The sequence below is a fragment of the Nocardia sp. NPDC006044 genome, from assembly GCF_042871115.1.
In the GTDB taxonomy this organism is placed as follows: Bacteria; Actinomycetota; Actinomycetes; order Mycobacteriales; family Mycobacteriaceae; genus Nocardia.
In genome coordinates this window covers 133,867-155,571 of record NZ_JBIAID010000006.1, presented here as the reverse complement: position 1 = coordinate 155,571, position 21,705 = coordinate 133,867, and the positions used below count along the sequence as shown (strand labels likewise).

The following is a 21,705-nucleotide window of genomic DNA, read 5'->3' as shown; positions in this document are numbered from 1 at the left end:
CCCTTTATATCGGATGATGCTGTGGCGTAGCCGTTTTCAGGGCCTCCAGCAGTTCGTTCAAATCGGTGTCCATGCGGGCGAGGCGTTCGGTATCGAAGCCGGTGAGCCGCGTGGTAAGCGCGGCGGCGAACGCCTGCCGCGCCTGGGTGAGCCGGTTGCGTCCGGCCGGGGTGAGTTCGACGACGACGGCCCGGGAATCGGCCGAGTCCTTGCGCCGGGTCGCGAAACCATCCGCGACCAGCCTGCCGATCAGCGTCGTTGCCGCCGGCTGCGAACATCGGTCGATCCTGGCGAACTCGCTGACCCGTACGGCGCCGTGTTCGTCGAGCACCGCAAGTGCCCGCAACACCGCCCGCGGCAGATCATCGCCGCTGATCACCCCGGCCAGCCGAGTGAGCCTGCCCGCGGTTACGAGTAGATCGACGACAATGTCATCCGCTGTGTTCACCTGAGCCTGCTGCACCCACATATTATTACATAAGCTAACTATATATGTCCCGTGAACTCGGTCACGAACACACCAAAGCCCCGGTACGCAACGCATACCGGGGCTCTGACCAGGCGATTCGGAGTTAAGGCAGCAGTGCGAACGACCCCGCGTGGGATGGGCGGACCACGCCGAAGTGCTTTCGGTCGAGCGTGGCAACCCTGTCGGTGTCGAACCGCTCGGCGACGGCGACGGCGACGACCGACGCGTCGACCGTGCCCAAGGGGAAATCGGCATATTGACGCACCAGCTCGGCGATCCGGCCGACGTCTGGTTTCGTGAACGAGACCAGCTCGAAGACATCCTCTTCGACCCTGTCGAGGAAGGCGGCTTCGATATCGGGACGTTCTTCCAACAGCCAGCAGACCTCGATCATCACTGATGCGGGTAACAAAAGCCTGCCGCGCAAAGTCGAGAAGAAGTGGGCGCATTCGGCGTGCCGGTTGTCACTGCGATCCATCAGAGCTACCAGCGGACCGGTGTCCAGCACGGTGGTGGTCACTGCCATTCGTCGCGCCGCTGACGCAGGCGTTCACGGATGTAGTGGTCATGGCGCTCGGCAGCATCGGTCCTGCCGGAATCCCAGATCCCGGCGAGTGATCGCAGGCTTTCGGACCGGCCTCGGTGCTCGTTGTCCTCCGCCGCAGCTGTGGTGGACAACTCCGGGTCCTCCGACACGAGCAGGCGGAGATGCCGAGCCTGGGCCGGAGTGAGCCGGTCTACCAGGTGATGTAGCTCCTCGTAGTCGTGTGCGGAGGTCATAGCCGTCAGTTTAGGGACTGTCGAGTGCGACTTGCTAGACCAGGTCATCCTCCGTAAACGATGTCTGCGACTTTGAGACGTACAGGGTGCCTTATGCCGATGTAGTCACCGGGCGGCGTGGTGTGCCGAAGAGGTGGGTGTTGCCGTGGGCGCGTTTGAAGAAGAGGTGGGCGTCGTGTTCCCAGGTGATGGCTATGCCGCCGTGTAGTTGGACGGTTTCGGCGACGATGGTGGTGAGGGCGTCGGAGCAGTGCAGGCGGGCGACCCAGACGTCTTCGGGGGCGGTGGGGGCGTGCTCGGCTACCGCGAGGGTGGCGGCGGCGGAGGCGGACTTGGCCGATTCGAGGAGGACGTACATGTCGGCCATGCGGTGTTTGAGGGCCTGGAAGCTGCCGATGGGGCGGCCGAATTGGACCCGGGATTTGGCGTATTCGACCGTCATGTCCAGGCAGTGTTCGGCAGCGCCGACCTGTTCGGCGGCGATTGCGGCCCAAGCGATTTCGCGTAGACGGGTGATAACCGGTTGCGGATCGGCCGTGCCGAGGCGGCGGGCTTCGACGGTGACGAAGGTGATTTCGGTCAGTTTGCGAGTCGGGTCCATGGTCGGCACGACGCGCCGGGTGACCCCGGTCGCGGCGGGGTCGACCTCGAAGAGCCCGGTCGGCGTGACCACGATCAGGGTGTCGGCGATGCTGCCGTCGAGCACGTATCGGGCTGTGCCGGTGAGGGTTCCGTTCGTCTCCTGAACTCCCGGCTCGTCCCAGCCCTTGTCGCCGGCCCAGCACACCGCGAGGGTGCGGGTACCCTCCGCGACCTCGGGGAGCAACCGCGCGCACGCCTCCTGGTCGGCCGACAGCAGCACGGCCTGCACCCCGAGTACGGCGGAGCCGAGCATCGGCACGCCGGCCAGGGTGCGGCCGAGTTCACCGACCACGAGCAAGGATTCGACCAGGCTCGCGCCGATGCCGCCGTATTCCTCGGGAATGGCCAGCGCCGCGACGCCGATCTGCGCACACAGCCGCTGCCACAGCGCCTGGTCGTAGCCGAGTTCGGTATCCATCGCGGTACGCACCGCGGCCGATCCGGTGTGCTTGGTGAGCAATGCGCGCACCGAGGCGGTGAATTCCTGATGTTCGGTGCTGGTCATGCCGTCCCTCGAAGTTGCCGGTCGGCGCGCAGCGCCTGCGCGATCCGGGCCCGGTGCAGATCCGGTGTGCCCCAGGCGGAACGGAGCGCGGTGACCTTGGTCAACCACAGTGACAGGTCGTATTCGGCGGTGTAGCCGATCGCGCCGTGCACCTGTAGCGCCGCCCTGGCCGCCCGGTAGGCGGCGTCCCCGCAGGCGACCACGGCGGCCGAGACGTCGCGGCCGCGGGTCGGCTCACCCAGGGTGAGCGCGGCCCGGTAGAGCAGGGGTTCGGCCAGATCCAGGCCGATCAGCACGTCGGCGAGTTTCTGCTTGACCGCCTGGAATTCGCCGATCGGCTTGCCGAACTGCTTGCGCTGCTTGGCATATCCGGTGGTGGAGTCCAGCAGCGCGCGGCCCGCGCCGAGCAGTTGTGCCGCGCACGCCAATGCACCGGTGTCGAACCCGGTGGCAACCGCGTCGGCGACACCCTCGGCGACGGGCTCGTCGGTGGCCACAGCGAACAGCCGGCGCGCCGGATCGATCGACCGCACCAGCCCGGTCCGGTGGCCGACGTGCACTCGACCGCCATCCGCGATCAGCACGACCTCGGCATTGTCGGCATCCAGTGCCACCGGACTGTGCTCCGCTGCCGCGAAAGCGATGGTGCCCAGCTCGGCGCCTTCGGCGAAGCCGGGCAACCAGCACGCCGCCAGTTCTTTGTCCGGAAGCGCTTGCAGCAGTGCGGGTATCGCGGCGGCGGTCTCCACCAGCGGACCCGGCGCCGCAGCGCGCCCGAGCTCGATGAACGCGACCACCAGATCGATCGGCTCCGCGCCGACCCCACCGTGCTCGTCATCGATGGCCAGGCCGAGCACTCCCGCACCGGCCAGCTGGCGGATCAGCCCGCGTCCGGGCCGCGGATCCCCGCTCGCCCAGGCGCGCACCGCCGCGGGCGTGCGTCCCGCGTCGAGCAGCTTGCGCACGCTGGTACCGAAGTCGAGTTGTTCGGGACTGAGCGCGAACCTCATCGGCTGCTTCCTCTCGGTAGTCCGAGCAGCCGCTCGGCGATGATGTTGCGCTGAATCTCGTTGGTGCCCGCGTAGATCGGCCCGGACAGCGAGAACAGATATCCGTCGGTCCACGACCCGGACCGTTCGGCACCGGCGCCGAGCACCTCGAGCGCGGTCTCGTGCATGGCGATATCGAGTTCGGACCAGAACACCTTGGTGATGGAGGATTCCGCGCCGAGTTTGCCGCCCTCGTTGAGCCGGGTCACCGTGCCGAACGTGTGCAGTCGGTAGGCCTCACTGCCGATCCAGGCGTCCACCACGGCATCTCGCTGCCCGGTGTTCGCCTCGTCGCCGGTGTCGAGCCACAGATCGATCAACCGCTGCGAGGTCGCGCTGAACCGTCCCGGGCTGCGCAGCGACAGGCCGCGCTCGTTGCTGGACGTGCTCATCGCCACCCGCCAGCCCTCACCGGGCGCACCGATCACATCGCGATCGGGCACGAACACCTCGTCGAGGAAGATCTCCGCGAAGCCGGGCTCGCCGTCCAGCTGCGGAATCGGCCGCACCGCAACCCCATCCGCGGACAACGGGAACATCACATAGGTCAGTCCCTTGTGCCGCTCCGCCTCCGGGTCGCTGCGGAACAGCCCGAAGGCCCAGTCCGCGTAGGCCGCTCGTGAACTCCAGGTCTTCTGGCCGCTCAGCAGCCAGCCCCCGTTGGTCCGGCGCGCGGTCGACCGGATGCCGGCCAGGTCGCTGCCTGCCTCCGGCTCCGACCAGGCCTGCGCCCAGATGTCCTCGCCGCGCGCCATCCGCGGCATGATCCGGGCGAGTTGCTCGGGTGTGCCGTGCTCGAAAAGCGTTGGCGCCAGCAGGAAGATGCCGTTCTGGCTCACCCGTCCCGGCGCGCCCGCGGCGTAGTACTCCTGCTCGAACAGCACCCACTCCAGCAGCGAGGCATCGCGACCGCCGTATTCCGCCGGCCACGCCACGACGGAGAGCCGTGCGTCGGCGAGGGTGCGCTCCCAGGCGCGGTGCGCCTCGAACCCGGTCTTGGTGTCCATCGAGGGCAGCGGCTGCGCGGGCTTGTTGGCCGCCAGGAACTCCCGGACCTCGGTCTGGAATTCCTGGGTCGCCTGGTCGATCTCGAGATCCACTTACTTCGCCCCGTTCTCGCCGGCGGAGGCCGCCTGCGCCTTCATCGACTTGGCGTTCATGCCGCCCAGCGAATCGGCGCCGACCTCGGCATTGTGCGCGTGCGCGAAATGATGCAGCCCGAACACCGAATCCATCCCGGTGCGCATGCCCATCTGGTCCTCGGCCTGGTTGACCGCCTTCTTGGTCAGCGCGAGCCCGAATTGCGGCATGGTGCCGATCTTCTCGGCCAGCGCGAGCGTCTCGGCCTCGAGTTCGGCGCGCGGCACCACCCGGTTGACCATGCCCCACTCCTTGGCCTGCGCCGCCCCGAACCGGTCCCCGGTGAACAGGAACTCCTTGGCGGCCCGCGGCCCCATCACCCACGGATGCGCGAAGTATTCGACGCCCGGAATGCCCATCCGCACCACCGGATCGGAGAAGAACGCGTCGTCGGCGGCGATGATCAGATCGCACACCCAGGCCAGCATGAGCCCGCCCGCGATGCACGCGCCCTGCACCATCGCGATGGTCGGCTTGGGAATCTCCCGCCAGCGCCGGCACATGCCGAGGTAGACCTCGAGCTCGCGGGCGAAGCGCTGATCGCCGCCGACCCGGTCGACGTGGTCCCACCACAGCGCGGCCTTGTTCGGGTAGCGGATGTGATGATCACGGCCCGGGGTGCCGATGTCGTGCCCGGCGCTGAAGTGTTTCCCGTTGCCCGCCAACACGATCACGCCGACCTCGGGGTCCTCGACCGCCCGCTCGAAGGCGGCGTCGAGCGCATAGGTCATCACCGAGTTCTGCGCGTTGCGGTAGTCCGGCCGGTTCAGCGTGACGATCGCCGTGCGGCCGCGCACCTCGTACGTGACGACGTCACCCTCGTCCGGGATCGGTTCCGACATTAACGAATCTCCTCACGTAGTTGACGCTTGAGCACTTTCCCGGCGGCGCTGTAGGGCAGCTCGTCGCGGAATTCGATGAACCGCGGCACCTTGAAGTTGGCCAGCACGGTGGTGGCATGGGCGAGCACCTGCTCCGCGGTGAGCTGCGCGCCCGCCTTGCGAACCACATACGCCTTGCCCACCTCGCCCATCCGGGTGTCCGGCACGCCGATTACCGCGGATTCGGCGACGCCGTCCAGCCGCGCGAGCGCCTGCTCGATCTCGGCCGGATACACGTTGAACCCGCCCGAGATGTACATGTCCTTGAGCCGGTCGGTGATCTTGAGATTGCCCCGCTCGTCCACCGTGCCGATGTCGCCGGTGTGCAACCAGCCGTCGGAATCGATGGTCGCCGCGGTGCTTTCGGGATCGTCGAGGTAGCCGAGCATCACGTTCGGCCCGCGCAGCAGCACCTCGCCGTTGGGCGCGAGCCGCAGCTCGAAATCGGCGATCGGTCGGCCGCAGGTGCCCGAGATGGTCTCGGCGTCGTCGTCCGGGCGGCACATGGTGCCGAAGCCGGCCGCCTCGGACAGGCCGTACGCGGTGATGACCACCTCGAAGTCCAGCTCGGCGCGCATCCGCTCGACCAGCACCACCGGCACGTTCGCCGCGCCGGTCACCGCGACCCGCAGGGTGCCGAGGTCGAACTCCGCGCGGTCCGGGTAGTCGAGCAGCGTCTGATAGATGGTCGGCGGCCCGGGCAGCACGGTGATCTTCTCCTCGCTCGCCAGCCGCATGGTGGCGGGCACGTCGAACACCGCCTGCGGCACGATCGCGGCCCCGGTGACCAGGCAGGCGAGGATGCCCGCCTTGTAGCCGAAGTTGTGGAAGAACGGGCTGACCACCAGATACCGGTCGGCACGGGTGAGCGTCGCGCATTCGGCCCAGGCGCGCACCACCGACAGCGCCTGCCGGTGCGCGACCACGGTGCCCTTGCTGCGTCCGGTGGTGCCGGAGGTGAACAGGATGTCCGAGGTGTCCTCGGGACTAACCGCCGCGGCGCGCGCCTCGGCTTCGGCGAGCGTGGCCTTTTCGGCGACGTCGGCCAGTTCGGACCAGTCGAACGCGGTCTCGTCGCCGGTCTTCGTGCCCGGCTCGACCGGGATGACGACGACCGTCTCGATATCGAGTTCCGGTGCGGCCTTGCGTAATTCGGCCAGCCGATCGCGGCCGAGGAAGGTCCCGGCGATGAACAGCGCCCGCGCGTCGACCCGGACCAGCACGTCGGCGGCCTCGTCGGCGACATAGCGGGTGTTCAACGGGACCAGCGACGCCCCGGCATAGTGCGCGGCCAGCGCCGCGACCACCCAGTGGTGGGTGTTGGGCGCCCACATCGCGACCCGGTCGCCCGGCTGCACGCCGCGCGCGATCAGCGCCCGCGCCACCTCCTGGACCGCCGCCAGCAGCTGGGCCCAGTCCAGTCGCACCGGGCCGTCGGCCAGGGCGGGCGCGGTGCCGAACGTGCGGGCGGCGTGTTGCAGCGCCAGCGGTGTCGTCAGTGCAGGGGTTGTCACGGTTGTCCTTACCGTCCGGGTGTCGAGCACTTGTACGAGCGCCCTACAAAGCAAGTGCTTGGTAGGTTATCCTACCGGCGTGGGTGCGATCCAGACCTCAGAATCCGACACCGCCGCGCAGGACGGGCGGTTTTCCGCGACGCAAGACGCGCAATTCGCCGCCGACGTGCGCGAGTGGCTGGCGGAGAACCTGAACGGCGAATTCCGCGAACTGCGCGGGCTCGGCGGTCCAGGCCGCGAACACGAGGCGTTCGACGAGCGCCTTGCCTGGGACCGGCACCTCGCGGCGGCCGGCTGGACCTGCCTCGGCTGGCCGAAGGAGTACGGCGGTCGCGAGGCGACGGTGCGCCAGCAGGTGATCTTCCACGAGGAGTACGCCAAGGCGAACGCCCCGGCCCGGGTCTCGCACGTCGGCGAGGAACTGCTCGGCCCGACCGTGCTCGCCTTCGGCACCCAGGCGCAGAAGGACCGCTTCCTGCCGCGCATTCGCACGGTGAGCGAGCTGTGGTGCCAGGGCTATTCGGAGCCGGGCGCCGGATCCGATCTCGCCGCGATCACCACCGCGGCCCAGCTCGACGGCGACGAGTGGTCGATCAACGGCCAGAAGATCTGGACCTCGCTGGCCCACGTGGCCGACTGGTGCTTCGTGATCGCCCGCACCGAGCGCGGCTCGCTGCGCCACAAGGGCCTTTCCTACCTGCTGGTACCGATGAACCAGCCGGGCATCGATGTGCGCCCGATCATCCAGCTGACCGGCACCTCGGAGTTCAACGAGGTGTTCTTCGACAACGCGCGCACCGCCGCCGATCTGGTGGTCGGCGCGCCGGGCGAGGGCTGGCGCATCGCCATGGGCACCCTGACCTTCGAGCGCGGCATCTCCACGCTCGGCCAGCAGATCAGGTTCGCCCGCGAACTCGCCGACGTCGAGGCGCTGGCCCGCCGGACCGGCGCCGCCGACGACCCGCTCATCGCCGAGCGGATCGACCGGGCCTGGGTCGGCCTGCGGGTGCTGCGCGCGCACGCCATCCGCACCATGGAGGGCGCGGGCGTCGACGACGGCGGACAGGCCTCGGTGGCAAAGCTGTTGTGGGCCAACTGGCATCGCGGCCTCGGCGAGCTCGCGATGGCGGTGCTCGGCCCGGCCGGCCTGGTGGCCGAGGAGAACGACCTGAACGAATGGCAGCGGCTCTACCTGTTCACCCGCGCCGACACGATCTACGGAGGTTCGAACGAAGTGCAGCGCAACATCATCGCCGAGCGCGTGCTCGGCCTGCCGCGGGAGGCCCGCTGATGGGCGATCTTTCTGTTGCCCCGCAGCCGGTCCCCGGGCACGGCCTGCTGACCGGGCGTGCCGCCGTCATCACCGCGGCGGCGGGCACCGGCATCGGCTCGGCCACCGCGCGCAGGCTGCTCGCCGAGGGCGCCGATGTGGTCGTCTCCGATTGGCACGAGCGGCGTCTGGCCGAGACCGCGACCGAACTCGCCGCCGAGTTCCCGGAGCGCAAAGTCGCCACGATCGCCTGCGACGTGCAGCACACCGATCAGGTGAACGCGCTGGTGCGCGGCGCGGCGGAGGCGATGGGCCGGATCGACATCATGGTCAACAACGCCGGCCTCGGCGGCGAGACCCCGGTGGTCGACATGACCGATGAGCAATGGGATCGCGTCCTCGACATCACGCTCAACGGCACCTTCCGCTGCACCCGCGCGGCGCTCGGCTATTTCCGCGACGCGGGCCACGGCGGCGTGATCGTCAACAACGCCAGCGTGCTCGGCTGGCGCGCGCAGCACGGCCAAGCCCATTACGCCGCAGCCAAAGCCGGCGTGATGGCGCTGACCCGATGCAGCGCGGTCGAGGCCGCCGAGCTCGGCGTGCGGATCAACGCGGTCGCGCCGAGCATCGCCCGGCACCCGTTCCTGGACAAGGTCAGCTCGACCGAACTGCTCGACCGTCTTTCCGAGCGGGAAGCCTTCGGCCGGGCCGCCGAGCCGTGGGAGGTTGCGGCCACCATCGCCATGCTGGCCAGCGACTACACCTCGTACCTGACCGGCGAGGTCGTCTCGGTCAGCAGCCAGCGCGCCTGAGCCGATTCAGTTTCCGTAGTCCGGCATCTGCCACCGGCCGTGGGCGGGCGCGGGAACCGACGCGGCGTCCAGCGTGAAGGTCACCTCGACGTGGCCGGGTCCCGGATACAACCGGGGCTCGGCGCCGTAGTGGTGATAACCCGGTCCGGTGATCTCCTGACTGACCATGCCGCTGCGTCCGTTGTCGGTGTTGGTCCACTGGGCGGTGATGGTCACCCGGCAGTCCCCGATGCCCCACAGCGTGGCCTGAAAGTTGAACAGGGCACCGCCATTGGGGAGACCGCCGTGCCCGATGCTCGGGTCGATCCGGCCGACGCAGAGCCCGGATCGGGCCGTCGTGAAAATCGTGTCCCAGGATTCTCCGGGCGGTGCGGCCGTGGCCGGGGCCGCGGCGGCGAGCATCGGCAGCGCGACCGACGCGGCGACCGCGAGCAGTCGCGGTGTAGTGGCGATACGCATGGATATCCCTTCGTGGCGAACTCGGTCGGCGGCCCGCGCGCGGCGGCTCGGGCGGGCACCGCACTCGGTCGGGTGATTCTCCGCGATCTTCGCGCACCACGGGTGGCGCACACGCGAAATTCGGCGATCCGACGTAGGCCGCAACATCTTTCGCTAACGGTTGCTCGAATCTCTTTCGCGTTGCCCGTCGTTGGCTACGCGCCGCGATTGCCCGGCCGCGACAGACTGGACGGACGGCCGAGCGCGCCAGAGTGCGATCGCCTTCCAGCTTCCGGCGCATATCGAGCAAATGGGCGGCTGATCAGGTAGAAAAGGCAGCGCCAGATGCCCCCGGGGTGTGCCATGCTGGTTTAGATCGGATCCCGCACTCTCCAAAGGGGCGATGGCTATGGGCCTGGATAGCCCAGCTGCCCGCGAACAACTGGAACTCGAATTGGTGCGCGAAGTGGTGCTAGCCAGGCGCAGGCTGGACAGCATGGTGCTCGCCGCGCTAACCCTTGGCGCCGAACTCATGGAGCACACCTCCGAATGTGCGACCGCGACGCGCGCGGTCCAGATCCTCGAGCAGTACGCCGTCGACGAGCGCGAGGTGGCCCGCGACCCGCGGGGCGCGCTACGCGCCGATATGGCGCGAGATCAGGAGCGGGCCAAGCAGATCGGGCTCGGCGCCGATCCGGCGGAGAGCGAGCAGGACCGGCGCAGGCATCGGCAGTCCGCGCTGCTGTGCGAGGTGCGCGCGGATCTGCTCGACGTGGTGGCGAAATGCCGCAAGTTCCGGTTCGATCGGGTGGCCTTCGACGAGGAGATCGCGCAGGGCCTCTGCGCCGCCACCGACAAGCTGGTGGTCGGCGCGGACATGGACACCTATCAGGCCTGGCAACGCGGCATGGTGCTCAAGTTGATCGAGGAGCCGATGGCCTACGGTCCGCCGCGGGTGATGGCGACGGTGGACGCCGGGCCGGGGCGCGGCCAGCTGACTGTCGAATGGGACAGCTGCGAACGCCGGCTCGCGCTGGTGGCCCGGATGGCCAGGGCGGGCATCGCGCCGGTGGTGATCTGCGACCGGCTGCTAGCGGACCTATCGGTGTCCTCGCCGCTGCGCTATTCGGTCCGCTGAACAGACGTATCGCCCGGCCTTCGGCACGCACAATGACGCGCCACCCTGTACCAAGCAAATGCTTGGTTGTATTATGGCCGATGTGACCGCACCCGAACCTTCGAAATCCGCACGGCGCAATGAACTGCTCACGCTGGCGGCCGAACTGTTCGCCGAGCGTGGCCTGCGCGCCACCACCGTGCGCGACATCGCCGACGCGGCCGGAATTCTATCCGGGAGCCTCTACCACCACTTCGATTCCAAGGAGTCGATGGTCGACGAGATCCTGCGCGGCTTCCTCGACGAACTGTTCGGGCACTACCGGGAGATCGTCGGCGCCGGGCTCAGCCCGCGAGACACCTTGGAAGCGTTGGTGATCGCGTCCTACCAGTCCTTCGATCGCCATCACGCCGCGGTGGCGATCTACCAGGCCGAGGCCAAGCGCCTGCGCACCGCCGAGCGGTTCGCCTACATCGCCGACTACAACCGCGAATTCCGCGAGCTCTGGCACCGGGTGCTGACCAACGGCGTGACCGACGGCAGCTTCCGGCCCGAGATCGACGTCGAACTGGCCTACCGGTTCCTGCGCGACACCGTGTGGGTCGCGGTGCGCTGGTACCAGCCGGGCGGCCCCATCACCGTGGACAACCTCGCCAAGCAATATCTGACCATCGTGCTCGACGGCCTCACGCTTTCCACGGCCGAGCACACCACGTAGGAGTTCTAGATGTCTGCACCTTCCGCACCCCGTCGCCCCTACACCCCGCTGCGGGACGCCTACGTGATCGACGCGGTGCGCACCCCGGTCGGCAAGCGTGGCGGCGCGCTGGCCGCCGTGCACCCCGCCGACCTCGGCGCGGCCGCGCTGCGCGGGCTGCTGGACCGCAGCCCGATCGACCCGGGCAACGTCGACGACGTGATCGTCGGCTGTGTCGACAATGTCGGGCCGCAGGCCGGAAACGTCGGGCGCACCGCATGGTTGGCCGCGGGCTATCCGGAGGAGGTGCCCGGCGTCACCGTCGACCGCCAGTGCGGTTCCAGCCAGCAGGCGATCAACTTCGGCGCGCAGGCGATCATGAGCGGCACCGCCGAGGTGATCGTCGCGGGCGGACTGCAGAACATGAGCGCCATCCCGATCTCGGCCGCCATGTACGCGGGCAAGGAGTACGGCTTCGACTCGCCGTTCGTCGGTTCCGCAGGCTGGGATCATCGCTACGGCACCGCCGAGGTCACCCAGTTCCGGGCCGCGCAGCTGATCGCGGAGAAGTGGAACATCAGCCGAGAAGACATGGAGCGCTGGGCCTTGCGCAGCCATGAGCGGGCGCGCGACGCGATCAAGAACGGCCGCTTCGACAAGGAGATCGTGCCGGTCGGCGACTTCTGGATCGATCAGGGGCCGCGCGAGACCAGCCTGGAGAAGATGGCGTCGCTGCCGCCGCTGGCCGAGGGCAGCCCGCTGACCGCGGCCGTCGCCAGCCAGATCTCCGACGGCGCGAGCGCGACCCTGCTCGCCTCCGAATGGGCTGTCGAGGCTTACGGTTTGACGCCGCGGGCCCGCATCCACCACGTCAGCGCGCGCGGCGCCGACCCGATCTTCATGCTCACCGCGCCGATCCCCGCGACCAAGTGGGCGCTGGAGCAGACCGGCCTGAGCATCGATGACATCGACGTGGTGGAGATCAACGAGGCGTTCGCCCCGGTCGTGCTCGCCTGGCTGAAGGAAACCGGCGCGGACCCGGAGCGGGTCAACGTCAACGGCGGCGCGATCGCCCTCGGCCACCCGCTCGGCGCCACCGGCGCAAAGCTTTTCGCTTCGCTACTCAACGAATTGGAGCGTGTCGGCGGCCGCTACGGCCTGCTCACCATCTGCGAGGGCGGCGGCACCGCCAACGTCACCATCATCGAGCGCCTCGGCAACTGACGTAACCGGGCAGGCGGGCGGCGCGGGTCGGCGAGATCAGGCCGGGCAAGCCGTCCGCCGACCCGGCGTACGGCTACACCTTGTCGGCGGGCTCCAGGAGCACCGCGGTCCCGTAGGCCGCGACCTCGCTCATGGTGTTGGCGATCTCGTTGCAGTCGAAGCGCATGGCCAGGATGCCGTTCGCGCCGAAAGACATGGCGTGCTGACACATTCGCATGATCGCTTCGTGCCGGGACTGGTAGAGGAGGTGGGTGTACTCGGTGATCTCGCCGCCGCCGAGCGAGCGGAAGCCCGCCGCGAGGTTGGAGCCGAGCCCACGGCTGCGCACGGTCAGGCCCGCGACCTCGCCGAAGACCCGCACGACGCGATGCCCCGGCACGTCGTTCATGGTGGAGACGAGGATGGGGAACTGCGGGGCGGGCTGAGGTTGCGGTTGCTGCTGGTACCCCGGCGGCGGCTGGTGCTGGAATCCGGGCTGCTGCTGCGGATATTGCGGCTGTTGCGGGGGCATCGGCTGGTTCATGAGCGGGATGCTACGGGCACGGCAACGTGCGCGGCGACCGTAGTTCGCTGAGCGAAAATGCCCCGCCCCCGGAACTGGGGGCGAGGCATCTGCGCGGGCGGACTCAGAGATTCTTCTGCAGCGCCTCGATCCGGATGATCGCGTCGGCGACGATGCGATCGATCAGCTCCCGGCACGTGGGTAGATCCTCGATGATGCCGGTGACCTGTCCGGCCGCCAGCACGCCGGCCTGGGTGTTGCCCTCGACCAGACCGGCGCGCAACAGCATCGGCGTATTGGCGGCCATGACGACCTGGGACCAGGTGAGGTCCTTGGTCTTTCGCATGGTCAGTCCGTCGCGCACCAGGGTGAACCACTTCATCCCGGTCATGTTCTTGAACTTGGCGGCATTGGCCACCGCGGCGGCCAGGCCCCGGGTGCGGCCCGAATGTTCCAGGCGCTGCACGAGTTCGGTGTTCAGCACCCGGTGCGGCATGCCGTCGACCTTGGTGGAGACCACCGTGTCCTGGAGCTGCCTGCGCAGGTACTCCTGCTTGACCGCCTCGGGCACGGTGCTCTCCTGGGTGAGCAGGAAGCGGGTGCCCATCGCGACACCCGCCGCACCGTAAGCCAACGCGGCGGCCAGGCCGCGCCCGTCGAAGAAGCCGCCCGCGGCGACCACCGGGATGTCCACCGCGTCCAGCACCGAGGGCAGCAGCAGCGTGGTGGCGACCGGACCGGTATGCCCGCCGCCCTCGCCACCCTGCACGATCACCGCGTCGGCGCCCCAGGACGCGACCTTCACCGCGTGCTTGGCCGCGCCGATCGACGGAATCACCACCACGCCCGCGTCTTTCAGCTTGGCGATGAGGTCCTGCTTGGGGGCGAGCGCGAACGACGCGACCGCCACCTTTTCCCGGATCAGCAGGTCGATGCGTTCGGGCGCGTCCGAGGCGTCGGCGCGGATGTTCACGCCGAACGGTTTCCCGGTGTGCGCCTTGGTCTTCGAGATCGCCGCCTCGAGTTCCGGGTAGGTCATGGTGGCCGAGGCCAGGATGCCGAGCCCGCCCGCCTCGGCGGTCGCCGCGACCAGGCTCGGGCCGGCCACCCAGCCCATCCCGGTCTGCACCACCGGATGTTCGATCCCGACCAGGTCGGTCAGCGCAGTCCGCAACCGCACGCTCATACCAGCACACCCTTCCGGCCGGCGGAACCTGCCGACCGAGAGGCACTTCCGGTCGGGTAGACGGGGCGAGGGGGACCTTCGACCGGACCGGGGCGGTTCATGCGGGCACCTCGGTATCGCGGATGCGGTTGGGGTCGAGGATGTCCCGGATCAGGCGCAGTTCCTCGGGTGTGGGCAGGCGGGATTCGCCGGCGTCGGTCAGTCCGTGGATCTCGAACGAGGTGTTCTCGGCGACCTCGGCGGCGGTGACGCCGGGATGCAGGCTGCGTGCCCGCATGGTGTGGTCGGGTCCCTCGAAGTCGAAGACGCCGAGATTGGTCACCACCCGGTGCAGGTGATGGAACCGGAAGGCCGGGTCGGCCGGATCGACCTTGTCGTATCCGACGCCGGAGACGATGTCGACCCGCTCGGTGAACACCCGGCTGGTGTGCCGCGAAACCCAGTAGCTGGTCGCGTGATTGATCGTGTTACCCGGGGCGCCGCGGACGCCGAACATCTGCCGGGTCGGTTGCTGCAACGCGCCGAAGGCGGACAGGTTCTGATTGCCGAAGCGGTCGATCTGGTTGGCGCCCATCACCACGTGCCGCCGGCCGGAGGCCACCACGTCGAACACGCGGCGGAACGGAATCCAGCCCTCGATCGGCGCCTTGCCGCCCAGCGGGGGAGTGTCGGCGAACAACAGCGCCTCGCCGTCGGAGAGCAACAGGTCCGGTTCGGTGGTCAGCTTGGCCAGGCGCGCGCCGATGATCGACATCGGCGACATCGGGCTGGCCATGATCTCGCCTGCGCCACTGAAGATCTCGGCGCAGGCGACCGCGCACACCTCGGCGCGGGTAATGGTTTCGGTGGTGGTCATCGCGCAGCCTCCTGGGCGAACTCGCGGACGGCGGCCTGGTACTCGTCCTCGGAGACGGCCAGATACGTGTCGACGAACTGCTGCCACGTCTCGGGCGTCTTCGCCGACTGGACGTAGTGTTTCTGGAACTTCTCGTCCCGGCCGTAGCTGTCCCCGGCCAGGGTGAAGTGCGCACCGCCGGGTGCCTCGACGACGCCGTCGACCATCATCCGGTTGAGCAACAGCGATTGCAGCGGAACGGTTTTCACCAGTTCCTCGGTCTCGGCTATGCGTTCGACCGAGACGTACCGGCGCTCGGCGGCCAGGCAGTACAGGTCGTCGAAGTACGGGTCGACGCCGGTGTAGGCGGCGTTGCCGTGCCGGTCGCCGATGTTCAGATGCACCAGCGCCGCATCGAGATTCAACGCGGGCATCGCGATCAGCGTCTCGGTCTGACCGTCGGCGGTAGGGTAGGGCGAAGCGACCGTGCGCAATTCACCGTCCCAGAAGTTCGGCACGTCCGAGCCGAGCCCGGCCCGGATGGGCAGGAACGGCAGGCGCGCCGCCGCCGCCTCCAGCCCGCATTTGAGCATGCCCTCGTCCATCTCCCGCGCGATCAGCGCGCCCGAGGTCCTGGCCTTGGCGAACCACGGGTCGTAGAACGGCGCCGAATCCAGGGACACGAAGCCGTAGTACGCCTTGCGCACCTTGCCCGCCGAACACAGCAGCCCCAGATCCGGTCCGCCGTAAGTGACCACGGTCAGATCGGTGAGATCCGAGCGCAGGATGGCCCGCACCAGCGCCATCGGCTTGCGCCGCGAACCCCAGCCGCCGATCCCGATGGTCATTCCGCTGCGCAACTCGCCGACGACCTCGTCGAGCGACATTCGCTTGTCTCGCATGACTTCCGATCCGTATCTACTTGGCGGCGTTCTCGGTCCCTCCGTGGTTACGCAGGCTGCCGCCTCCGGGCCTGCGCTCACGCCGCCGTTACTTCTCGGCCTTGCGCGCGGCCAGATCCTCGTCGAACCGGGCGCGGATCTCGTCGGCGACACCGGCGAGATTGAGCTCGAAGGTGAATCCCTGCTCGTAGCGGTAGCTGCGGTGCACGTCCTGCGCATCGATGCCGTTGAGCGCCCGCTTCGCCGCGCGGATCACCCGGCCGTCCTTGGCCGCTATGTTCTTGGCGACTTCCATTGCCGCGGCGTCGAGTTCGGCGCGCGGCACTACCTGATACACCGACCCGAAGTGGTGCAACTGCTGCGCGGTGATGGTGCTCGCGGTGTAGAACAGCGCCCGCATCAGATGCTGCGGCACCAGCCGGGACAGGTGGGTGGCCGCGCCGAGCGCACCGCGATCGACCTCGGGCAGGCCGAAAGTGGCGTCGTCCGAGGCGATCACGACGTCCGCGTTGCCGACCAGGCCGATCCCGCCGCCGAGGCAGAAGCCCTGCACCACCGCGATCACCGGCACCGGGCAGTCGTACACCGCCGCGAACGCCTCGAAGCAGCCGTGATTCGCGTCGATCAGCGCCTGATGACCCGGCTTGCTCTGGATCTCCTTGATGTCGACCCCGGCATTGAAACCGCGATTCTCGGCGCGCAGCACCACGACCCGGGTTTCCTTGTCCCGGCCCGCTTCCCGGATCGCGTCGGCGATGTCGAACCAGCCGTCCGTCGGTATCGCGTTGACCGGCGGGTAGTCGACCGTGACCACGGTGATGCCGGTTGATTCGGAGTGACGGTTGATCCCCATCGCCCTATCCCTTCATGGAGGCCGCGGCCCGTCGGATCGACCCGGCCCGGCCTGAGCTCAGCATTGGCAAAGCAAGCAGTTGCTTGGTAGGTTAGCACGGTGGCACTCGAAATCGATCTGGCCGACCGCGTCGTTCTGGTGACCGGCGGCGTCCGCGGCGTGGGTGCGGGTGTGAGCAGGGCCTTCCTCGCGGCCGGCGCGACCGTGATCGCCTGTGCCCGGCGGCCCGCCGAGGCTCCGGTCGAGGCCGACGGCCGCGCCATCGACTTCCTGCCCTGTGACATTCGTGACGCGGACGCGGTGCGCGAACTGGTCGAGACCGTCGTCGAGCGGCACGGCCGCCTCGACCACCTGGTCAACAACGCGGGCGGGGCCCCGTTCGCCCTCGCCGCCACCGCGAGCAAGAACTTCCACGCCAAGATTGTCGAACTGAATCTGCTTGCCCCGCTGCTGGTTTCACAGGCCGCCAATGCGGTGATGCAGCAGCAGGCGGACGGCGGCTCGATCGTCAACGTCTCCAGCGTGAGCAGCACCCGGCCATCGCCGGGCACCGCCGCCTACGGCGCCGCCAAGGCCGGGATCGACAGCCTGACCTCCTCGCTCGCGGTCGAATGGGCGCCGAAGGTGCGGGTCAACTCACTCGTCGTCGGCCCGGTCGTCACCGAACAGAGCCAGTTGCACTACGGCGACCAGGCCGGCATCGACGCGGTGGGGGAGACCATTCCGCTCGGCCGGATGGCCGAGCCGGACGACGTCGGCCGCTGCGCGGTCTTCCTCGCCTCCCCGCTGGCCGCCTACGTCAGCGGGGCCGCCCTGTTGGTGCACGGCGGTGGCGAGCGCCCGGCCTTCCTGGCCGCGTCCACCGCGGTCGGTCAGCAGTCCTGAATACAACGGACACCCACGAAGAGGACAGAGGAATGGACACCGAGCAGATCTGCGCAGGCCGCACCGTCATCGTCACCGGCGCGGGCCGCGGCATCGGACGCGCGCACGCGCTCGCCTTCGCCGCGGCCGGGGCGAAGGTGGTGGTGAACGACCTCGGCTCCGCGCTCGACGGCGCCGCGACCGGCGAGACCCCCGCCGAACAGGTCGTCGCGGAGATCGAGGCGCTCGGCGGCAGCGCCGTGGCCAACGGCGACGACGTCGCGGACTGGGAAGGCGGGCAACGACTCGTCCGGCAGGCCGTGGACACCTTCGGCGGACTGGACGTGCTGGTCAACAACGCCGGCTTCGTCCGCGACCGGATGCTGGTCAATCTCGGCGAGGACGAGTGGGACGCGGTGATCCGCGTGCACCTCAAGGGCCACTTCGTCACCATGCGGCACGCGATCGAGTACTGGCGCGGCGAATCCAAGGCGGGTCGTCCGGTCGACGCCCGGGTCATCAACACCAGCTCCGGCGCGGGCCTGCAGGGCAGTGTCGGCCAGGGCAACTACGGCGCGGCCAAAGCGGGCATCGCCGGATTGACGCTGACCGCGGCCGCGGAGTTCGGACGCTACGGCGTGACTGTGAATTCCATCGCACCCGCGGCCCGCACCCGGATGACCGAGACCGTGTTTGCCGACACGATGGCACGGCCGGAGGACGGCTTCGACGCGATGGCGCCGGAGAACATTTCGCCGCTGGTCGTGTGGCTCGGCAGCGCGCAATCCGCAGCGGTCACCGGACGCATGTTCGAGGTAGAAGGCGGGAAAGTGGCCCTCGCCGAGGGCTGGCGGCACGGGGTCGCGGTCGACCGTGGAGCGCGGTGGTCACCCGCCGAACTGGGCCCGGTAGTAGCTGACCTGATTGCCAAGGGGATGCCACCCGAACCGGTGTACGGGGCCTGACCAAGCTTCCGACCTTCTTCCTGCGCACGTAACGATAGGGGTTTACTATGGCCCCCATCCGTTAAAAGTCCCGTGTGAGAGTGGCGACCGGGTGAGATCTGCGCTTTACGAATGAGGGGAAGGCTCGGCGCATGGCCGTTGGTCGCACGTTCCGCGTGGTTGCAGTAGCTGGGACTGTGGCCGGCTTTGCGCTACTCGGCCCGGTGGCCGCGCAGGCGCAACCCACAGAGCGGTGCCCCGGGTGCGCTGTGGACCCCGCTCCGCCCCCGTATGACACCGGAGATCCCTGGTACCCGCTGTCGGTGCCAGGGCAGCCGTCAGATGTCAGTGCGGTGCCGACCAATCCGGCGATCGGTTCGGGCTCGGCCGCCGGGTCCGCCGCCGCCGGTTCGGCCGCGGCCGGTGGCTCCGCCGCCGCGGGTTCCGCGGCGGCCGGTGGCTCGGCCGCGGCGGGCGCCGCCGGTTCCGCCGGGCTCGGCGCGGTTCTCGGTACCGGCTCGGCCGGACTCGGCCTGACGCTCGGATCCGGTTCGGCCGGACTCGGTCTCGTCCTCGGTTCGGGCTCGGCCGCGCTCGGCATCACCGGTTCCGCCGGGGTCGGCGCGTTGGCCACCGGTTCCGCGGCCCTCGGTTCGGCCGGAATCGGAGTCGGCGCAACAGGTTCCGCCGCTGTCGGCTCCGCCGGCGTCGGCTCGGCGGCGGTGGGTTCGGCCGGTGTGGGTTCGGCAGGCGTCGGCTCCGCCGGGGTCGGTTCGGCCGGAACCGGTTCTGCCGCAGTCGGTTCCGCCGCGGTGGGTTCGGCGGCCGTCGGTTCGGCCGCGCCGTTGCTGCTGCTTTTGATCCCGATCCCGGCGCCGCCCGTGCCGCCCGCGGTGCCGCCGATCGCGATCCCGCCGGTGCCGTCCCCGGTGATCCCCGCCATCCCGGCGCTGCCGGTGCTCGTGCCCGCACCCGCCGCGGCTCCGGCGGCCGTGCCCCCGCCACCACCGCCGCCACCGCCCGCCCCGGTGCAGGCGGCCCCCGCCAAGCCCAACCCCGACGTGCGCCCGACGAGTGCGAACGACGGCCTCCCCAAGCCCAAACTGCTGTCGGTGATCGGTGGCCTGCTCGCCCTCGGGCTGGCCGGAGCCGGTTCCGGCGCAGTCAGTTTCCAGGGTGCCTCGGCCGCAGAGGCCCGAGTCGACGCCGCCCGCGCCATGTTCTTCCCGAGGCCGTGAGGGGTGTGGCATGAGTGAGCGAAGCGAACGAATCAAGACGCAGAGCAGCTCGCGGTCGTACCGCCGGGTCGCGGCCGCGGTCGATGCCGTGTGTGCGGTGGCCGCGGACTCGGACGCCACCACGCTCGACGAGGTGGTGCTCGCCATCGCCAGCGAGCGGCGGCGCGAAATCGAAATCGCCAGTGCGGAATTGGGGCCCGGCGTGTGCGGGCAGCGCCGGCTCTACCCGGATCGCGACGTGATCGTGCTCGCCCAGTCACTGCCGAGTAGAGAGCACACCCTGGCACATGAGCTGGGGCATATCGTGTTCGACCACGAGGGCGCGCCCGCACCCGAGGTGACCCTCGAGGCCAGCGACGATCTGATCGCCTACATGCTGAGCCAGCGGGCGCACCAGCAGATCGTCGACGACGGCGCGGACGAACTCGCCGAGTGGGAGGCCGAGACCTTCGCCGCGATGCTGATGACCCGGCTCCGCGTGTTCAACAGTCGAGGCGCAGGCGTCTCGGTCCTTCGATTCGATGAGGCTCTGGGATGACCCTCTGGTTGACGGCTCTGCTGGTCTGGATGGCGGCAGGCGCCCGAGTCGGCCGCGTGCTGGTCAAGCCGGCGACGACGGCCCGGGTGGCCATCGTGGTCGCGGTCGCCGCCGTCGCGCTGGCTGCCACCGTCGCGATTCCCGAGATCGCCGTGGCCATCGACAACCTGCGCCCGAACGGCGTGCACGCCGGCTGGCTGTCCGACGCTGTCGTGGTCTCGGCCTGGATCGTTTTCGTGGCCGCCACCTCGGTGGTTGCCTCGGCCGCCTGGCCGGTCGTCTCCCGGCAGAATCTGCGTCAGGTCGCCGTGGTGATCTACAGCATGGGCCTGGTCGCCGTGGCGGCCACCATCGCCTGGTCGTTCACCCTCGGCTGGGAGGTGGTCGCGTTCGGTGCGGTGTTCATCGTGATCACCGGTCTGCGCAACCTCGACTGGACCACGCTCGGGCGCGGAATCGCCATCTACACCACAGGTTCCGCGGTCGTCGCGGTGCTCGCGGTGCTGGAGGTCCGGCGTGCGTTCACCGACCCGGCGCCGGTGCCGCCGGACCAGCCGAACTGGGCGTGGCCGGCCTGGGAGGTCGCCGCCCTGCTCGTCGCGTTCGGCGCGGTGTGGATCGTGGTGGAGCTGTGGGTGCGAGCGCGCCTGCTGCTGCGCCAGATTCGGCTGCTGCACCGGATTCTGGTCGGCCGCTTCCCCGAGGTGGTCGCGCACGACCAGACCGGCACCTCGACGCAGCTGAAGGCATCCGACCAAGTGGCGCAGATCATGGACGCGCTGTACCTGCAGTCCGGCGGCGGTGTGGTGCTCGCCACGGTCGCCCCGCCGCCGCGGTCGGTCGCCGAGCGGGCGGACACCGTGGCGCAGTGGGCGAGAAACCCGTTGGGCGACGTGGCGGTCGACGCACGATGGATTGCTCCGCCGGAGGGGATTAGTCCGCGCGGCTGGGTTCAGGCCATCGCGCGGGCGTATGACGCGACATCTCTGGAGCACGTCCGAAATTGAGCTAGCGGTGTTCCGCTCCGCCGAGTATTCGGCGCACTAGTACGTACCACGAGATCTTGTGCTGCGGGGCTGCGGCGTCGGCGCCCGCGGAGTTCTGCGCGCCCGATGGTTTACCCACGGGCGCAAGAATCTGTTGTCCGAGAATTGTCGAATGTGTGTGCATCTGAGCGTGTTCGGGCCTCGGCGGCAGGCCTGCCCCTATTTTTCCGGGCATGCCCTGTTCCACTGTTCACATTGACACACACATAACACAGCACAGTGCGACCCGGACGGGTCGCACTGTGCTTGACGTGCA

General features: G+C 69.1%; 24 protein-coding genes. 10 read left to right on the top strand and 14 right to left on the bottom strand.

The features are described from left to right. Positions 1-4: 4 nt before the first annotated feature. The 8 genes from ACFYO1_RS40010 to ACFYO1_RS39975 form a co-directional block, all read right to left on the bottom strand. On the bottom strand, positions 5-448 hold the full coding sequence (locus ACFYO1_RS40010; protein WP_387243588.1) for a MarR family winged helix-turn-helix transcriptional regulator: 444 nt from the start codon (positions 446-448) through the stop codon (positions 5-7). Between the two features lie 124 nt (positions 449-572). After that, positions 573-989, bottom strand: a complete 417-nt coding sequence (locus ACFYO1_RS40005) for a type II toxin-antitoxin system VapC family toxin (RefSeq protein ID WP_387243585.1) — start codon at positions 987-989, stop codon at positions 573-575. Further along, positions 986-1,249: a hypothetical protein gene (locus tag ACFYO1_RS40000; RefSeq protein ID WP_387243582.1), complete on the bottom strand. Its 264-nt coding sequence runs from the start codon at positions 1,247-1,249 to the stop codon at positions 986-988. Before ACFYO1_RS40000 ends, ACFYO1_RS40005 begins: the two co-directional genes overlap by 4 nt. 91 nt (positions 1,250-1,340) lie before the next feature. Beyond that, positions 1,341-2,396, bottom strand: a complete 1,056-nt coding sequence (locus ACFYO1_RS39995) for an acyl-CoA dehydrogenase family protein (RefSeq protein ID WP_387243579.1) — start codon at positions 2,394-2,396, stop codon at positions 1,341-1,343. After that, the gene (locus tag ACFYO1_RS39990) at positions 2,393-3,406 is read right to left on the bottom strand and encodes an acyl-CoA dehydrogenase family protein (RefSeq protein ID WP_387243577.1); all 1,014 of its coding nucleotides are present in this window, start codon (positions 3,404-3,406) and stop codon (positions 2,393-2,395) included. Before ACFYO1_RS39990 ends, ACFYO1_RS39995 begins: the two co-directional genes overlap by 4 nt. Next, positions 3,403-4,545, bottom strand: a complete 1,143-nt coding sequence (locus tag ACFYO1_RS39985) for an acyl-CoA dehydrogenase family protein (protein ID WP_387243574.1) — start codon at positions 4,543-4,545, stop codon at positions 3,403-3,405. The genes ACFYO1_RS39990 and ACFYO1_RS39985 overlap by 4 nt, the downstream gene beginning before the upstream one ends. Then, positions 4,546-5,427 carry an enoyl-CoA hydratase gene (locus ACFYO1_RS39980; RefSeq protein ID WP_387243571.1) on the bottom strand — a complete coding sequence of 294 codons (882 nt, stop codon included), beginning with the start codon at positions 5,425-5,427 and terminating at the stop codon, positions 4,546-4,548. It lies immediately after the preceding gene. After that, positions 5,427-6,980, bottom strand: a complete 1,554-nt coding sequence (locus ACFYO1_RS39975) for a FadD3 family acyl-CoA ligase (RefSeq protein ID WP_387243568.1) — start codon at positions 6,978-6,980, stop codon at positions 5,427-5,429. Before ACFYO1_RS39975 ends, ACFYO1_RS39980 begins: the two co-directional genes overlap by 1 nt. Positions 6,981-7,059: 79 nt before the next feature. On the opposite strand from ACFYO1_RS39975, the gene ACFYO1_RS39970 reads away from it, so the two are divergent. Both ACFYO1_RS39970 and ACFYO1_RS39965 read left to right on the top strand, forming a co-directional pair. After that, the gene (locus ACFYO1_RS39970) at positions 7,060-8,271 is read left to right on the top strand and encodes an acyl-CoA dehydrogenase family protein (protein ID WP_387243565.1); all 1,212 of its coding nucleotides are present in this window, start codon (positions 7,060-7,062) and stop codon (positions 8,269-8,271) included. Continuing rightward, entirely contained in the window at positions 8,271-9,065 is a 795-nt protein-coding gene (locus ACFYO1_RS39965) for an SDR family oxidoreductase (RefSeq protein ID WP_387243563.1), read from the top strand. The genes ACFYO1_RS39970 and ACFYO1_RS39965 overlap by 1 nt, the downstream gene beginning before the upstream one ends. Positions 9,066-9,071: 6 nt before the next feature. Here the strand turns inward: ACFYO1_RS39965 and ACFYO1_RS39960 are convergent, their stop codons facing one another. Continuing rightward, entirely contained in the window at positions 9,072-9,524 is a 453-nt protein-coding gene (locus tag ACFYO1_RS39960) for a hypothetical protein (RefSeq protein WP_387243560.1), read from the bottom strand. A gap of 388 nt (positions 9,525-9,912) precedes the next feature. Here ACFYO1_RS39960 and ACFYO1_RS39955 point away from each other — a divergent pair, with 388 nt between their 5' ends. From ACFYO1_RS39955 to ACFYO1_RS39945, 3 genes are all read left to right on the top strand, one after another. Then, positions 9,913-10,641, top strand: coding sequence for a hypothetical protein (locus ACFYO1_RS39955; protein ID WP_387243557.1), 729 nt, complete (start codon positions 9,913-9,915; stop codon positions 10,639-10,641). 73 nt (positions 10,642-10,714) lie between these two features. Continuing rightward, positions 10,715-11,338, top strand: a complete 624-nt coding sequence (locus ACFYO1_RS39950) for a TetR/AcrR family transcriptional regulator (protein WP_387243554.1) — start codon at positions 10,715-10,717, stop codon at positions 11,336-11,338. A gap of 9 nt (positions 11,339-11,347) precedes the next feature. After that, the gene (locus tag ACFYO1_RS39945; RefSeq protein ID WP_387243551.1) at positions 11,348-12,541 is read left to right on the top strand and encodes an acetyl-CoA C-acetyltransferase; all 1,194 of its coding nucleotides are present in this window, start codon (positions 11,348-11,350) and stop codon (positions 12,539-12,541) included. 73 nt (positions 12,542-12,614) lie between these two features. Here ACFYO1_RS39945 and ACFYO1_RS39940 read toward each other — a convergent pair whose 3' ends face one another. From ACFYO1_RS39940 to ACFYO1_RS39920, 5 genes are all read right to left on the bottom strand, one after another. Further along, the gene (locus ACFYO1_RS39940) at positions 12,615-12,944 is read right to left on the bottom strand and encodes a YbjQ family protein (protein ID WP_387244100.1); all 330 of its coding nucleotides are present in this window, start codon (positions 12,942-12,944) and stop codon (positions 12,615-12,617) included. Between the two features lie 223 nt (positions 12,945-13,167). Beyond that, complete coding sequence (locus ACFYO1_RS39935) at positions 13,168-14,229, bottom strand: NAD(P)H-dependent flavin oxidoreductase (RefSeq protein ID WP_387243548.1); 1,062 nt, start codon at positions 14,227-14,229, stop codon at positions 13,168-13,170. A gap of 97 nt (positions 14,230-14,326) precedes the next feature. Next, complete coding sequence (locus tag ACFYO1_RS39930; RefSeq protein ID WP_387243545.1) at positions 14,327-15,085, bottom strand: CoA-transferase subunit beta; 759 nt, start codon at positions 15,083-15,085, stop codon at positions 14,327-14,329. Beyond that, a complete protein-coding gene (locus tag ACFYO1_RS39925; protein WP_387243542.1) occupies positions 15,082-15,966 on the bottom strand; it encodes a CoA transferase subunit A in 885 nt (294 codons plus the stop codon). Before ACFYO1_RS39925 ends, ACFYO1_RS39930 begins: the two co-directional genes overlap by 4 nt. 88 nt (positions 15,967-16,054) lie before the next feature. Continuing rightward, positions 16,055-16,819, bottom strand: a complete 765-nt coding sequence (locus ACFYO1_RS39920) for an enoyl-CoA hydratase family protein (RefSeq protein ID WP_387243539.1) — start codon at positions 16,817-16,819, stop codon at positions 16,055-16,057. A gap of 99 nt (positions 16,820-16,918) precedes the next feature. Between ACFYO1_RS39920 and ACFYO1_RS39915 the strand changes: the two genes are divergently transcribed. The 5 genes from ACFYO1_RS39915 (at position 16,919) to ACFYO1_RS39895 (ending at position 21,410) form a co-directional block, all read left to right on the top strand. Then, the gene (locus tag ACFYO1_RS39915; protein WP_387243537.1) at positions 16,919-17,704 is read left to right on the top strand and encodes an SDR family oxidoreductase; all 786 of its coding nucleotides are present in this window, start codon (positions 16,919-16,921) and stop codon (positions 17,702-17,704) included. Between the two features lie 32 nt (positions 17,705-17,736). Then, positions 17,737-18,648 (top strand): SDR family oxidoreductase, encoded by a 912-nt coding sequence (locus ACFYO1_RS39910; RefSeq protein ID WP_387243534.1) that lies wholly within the window; start codon positions 17,737-17,739, stop codon positions 18,646-18,648. A 332-nt stretch (positions 18,649-18,980) separates the two neighbouring features. Next, complete coding sequence (locus tag ACFYO1_RS39905) at positions 18,981-19,865, top strand: hypothetical protein (RefSeq protein WP_387243531.1); 885 nt, start codon at positions 18,981-18,983, stop codon at positions 19,863-19,865. A gap of 10 nt (positions 19,866-19,875) precedes the next feature. Further along, on the top strand, positions 19,876-20,403 hold the full coding sequence (locus tag ACFYO1_RS39900) for an ImmA/IrrE family metallo-endopeptidase (protein ID WP_387243528.1): 528 nt from the start codon (positions 19,876-19,878) through the stop codon (positions 20,401-20,403). Further along, positions 20,400-21,410 (top strand): hypothetical protein, encoded by a 1,011-nt coding sequence (locus tag ACFYO1_RS39895; RefSeq protein ID WP_387243525.1) that lies wholly within the window; start codon positions 20,400-20,402, stop codon positions 21,408-21,410. Before ACFYO1_RS39900 ends, ACFYO1_RS39895 begins: the two co-directional genes overlap by 4 nt. Positions 21,411-21,705: the final 295 nt, after the last annotated feature.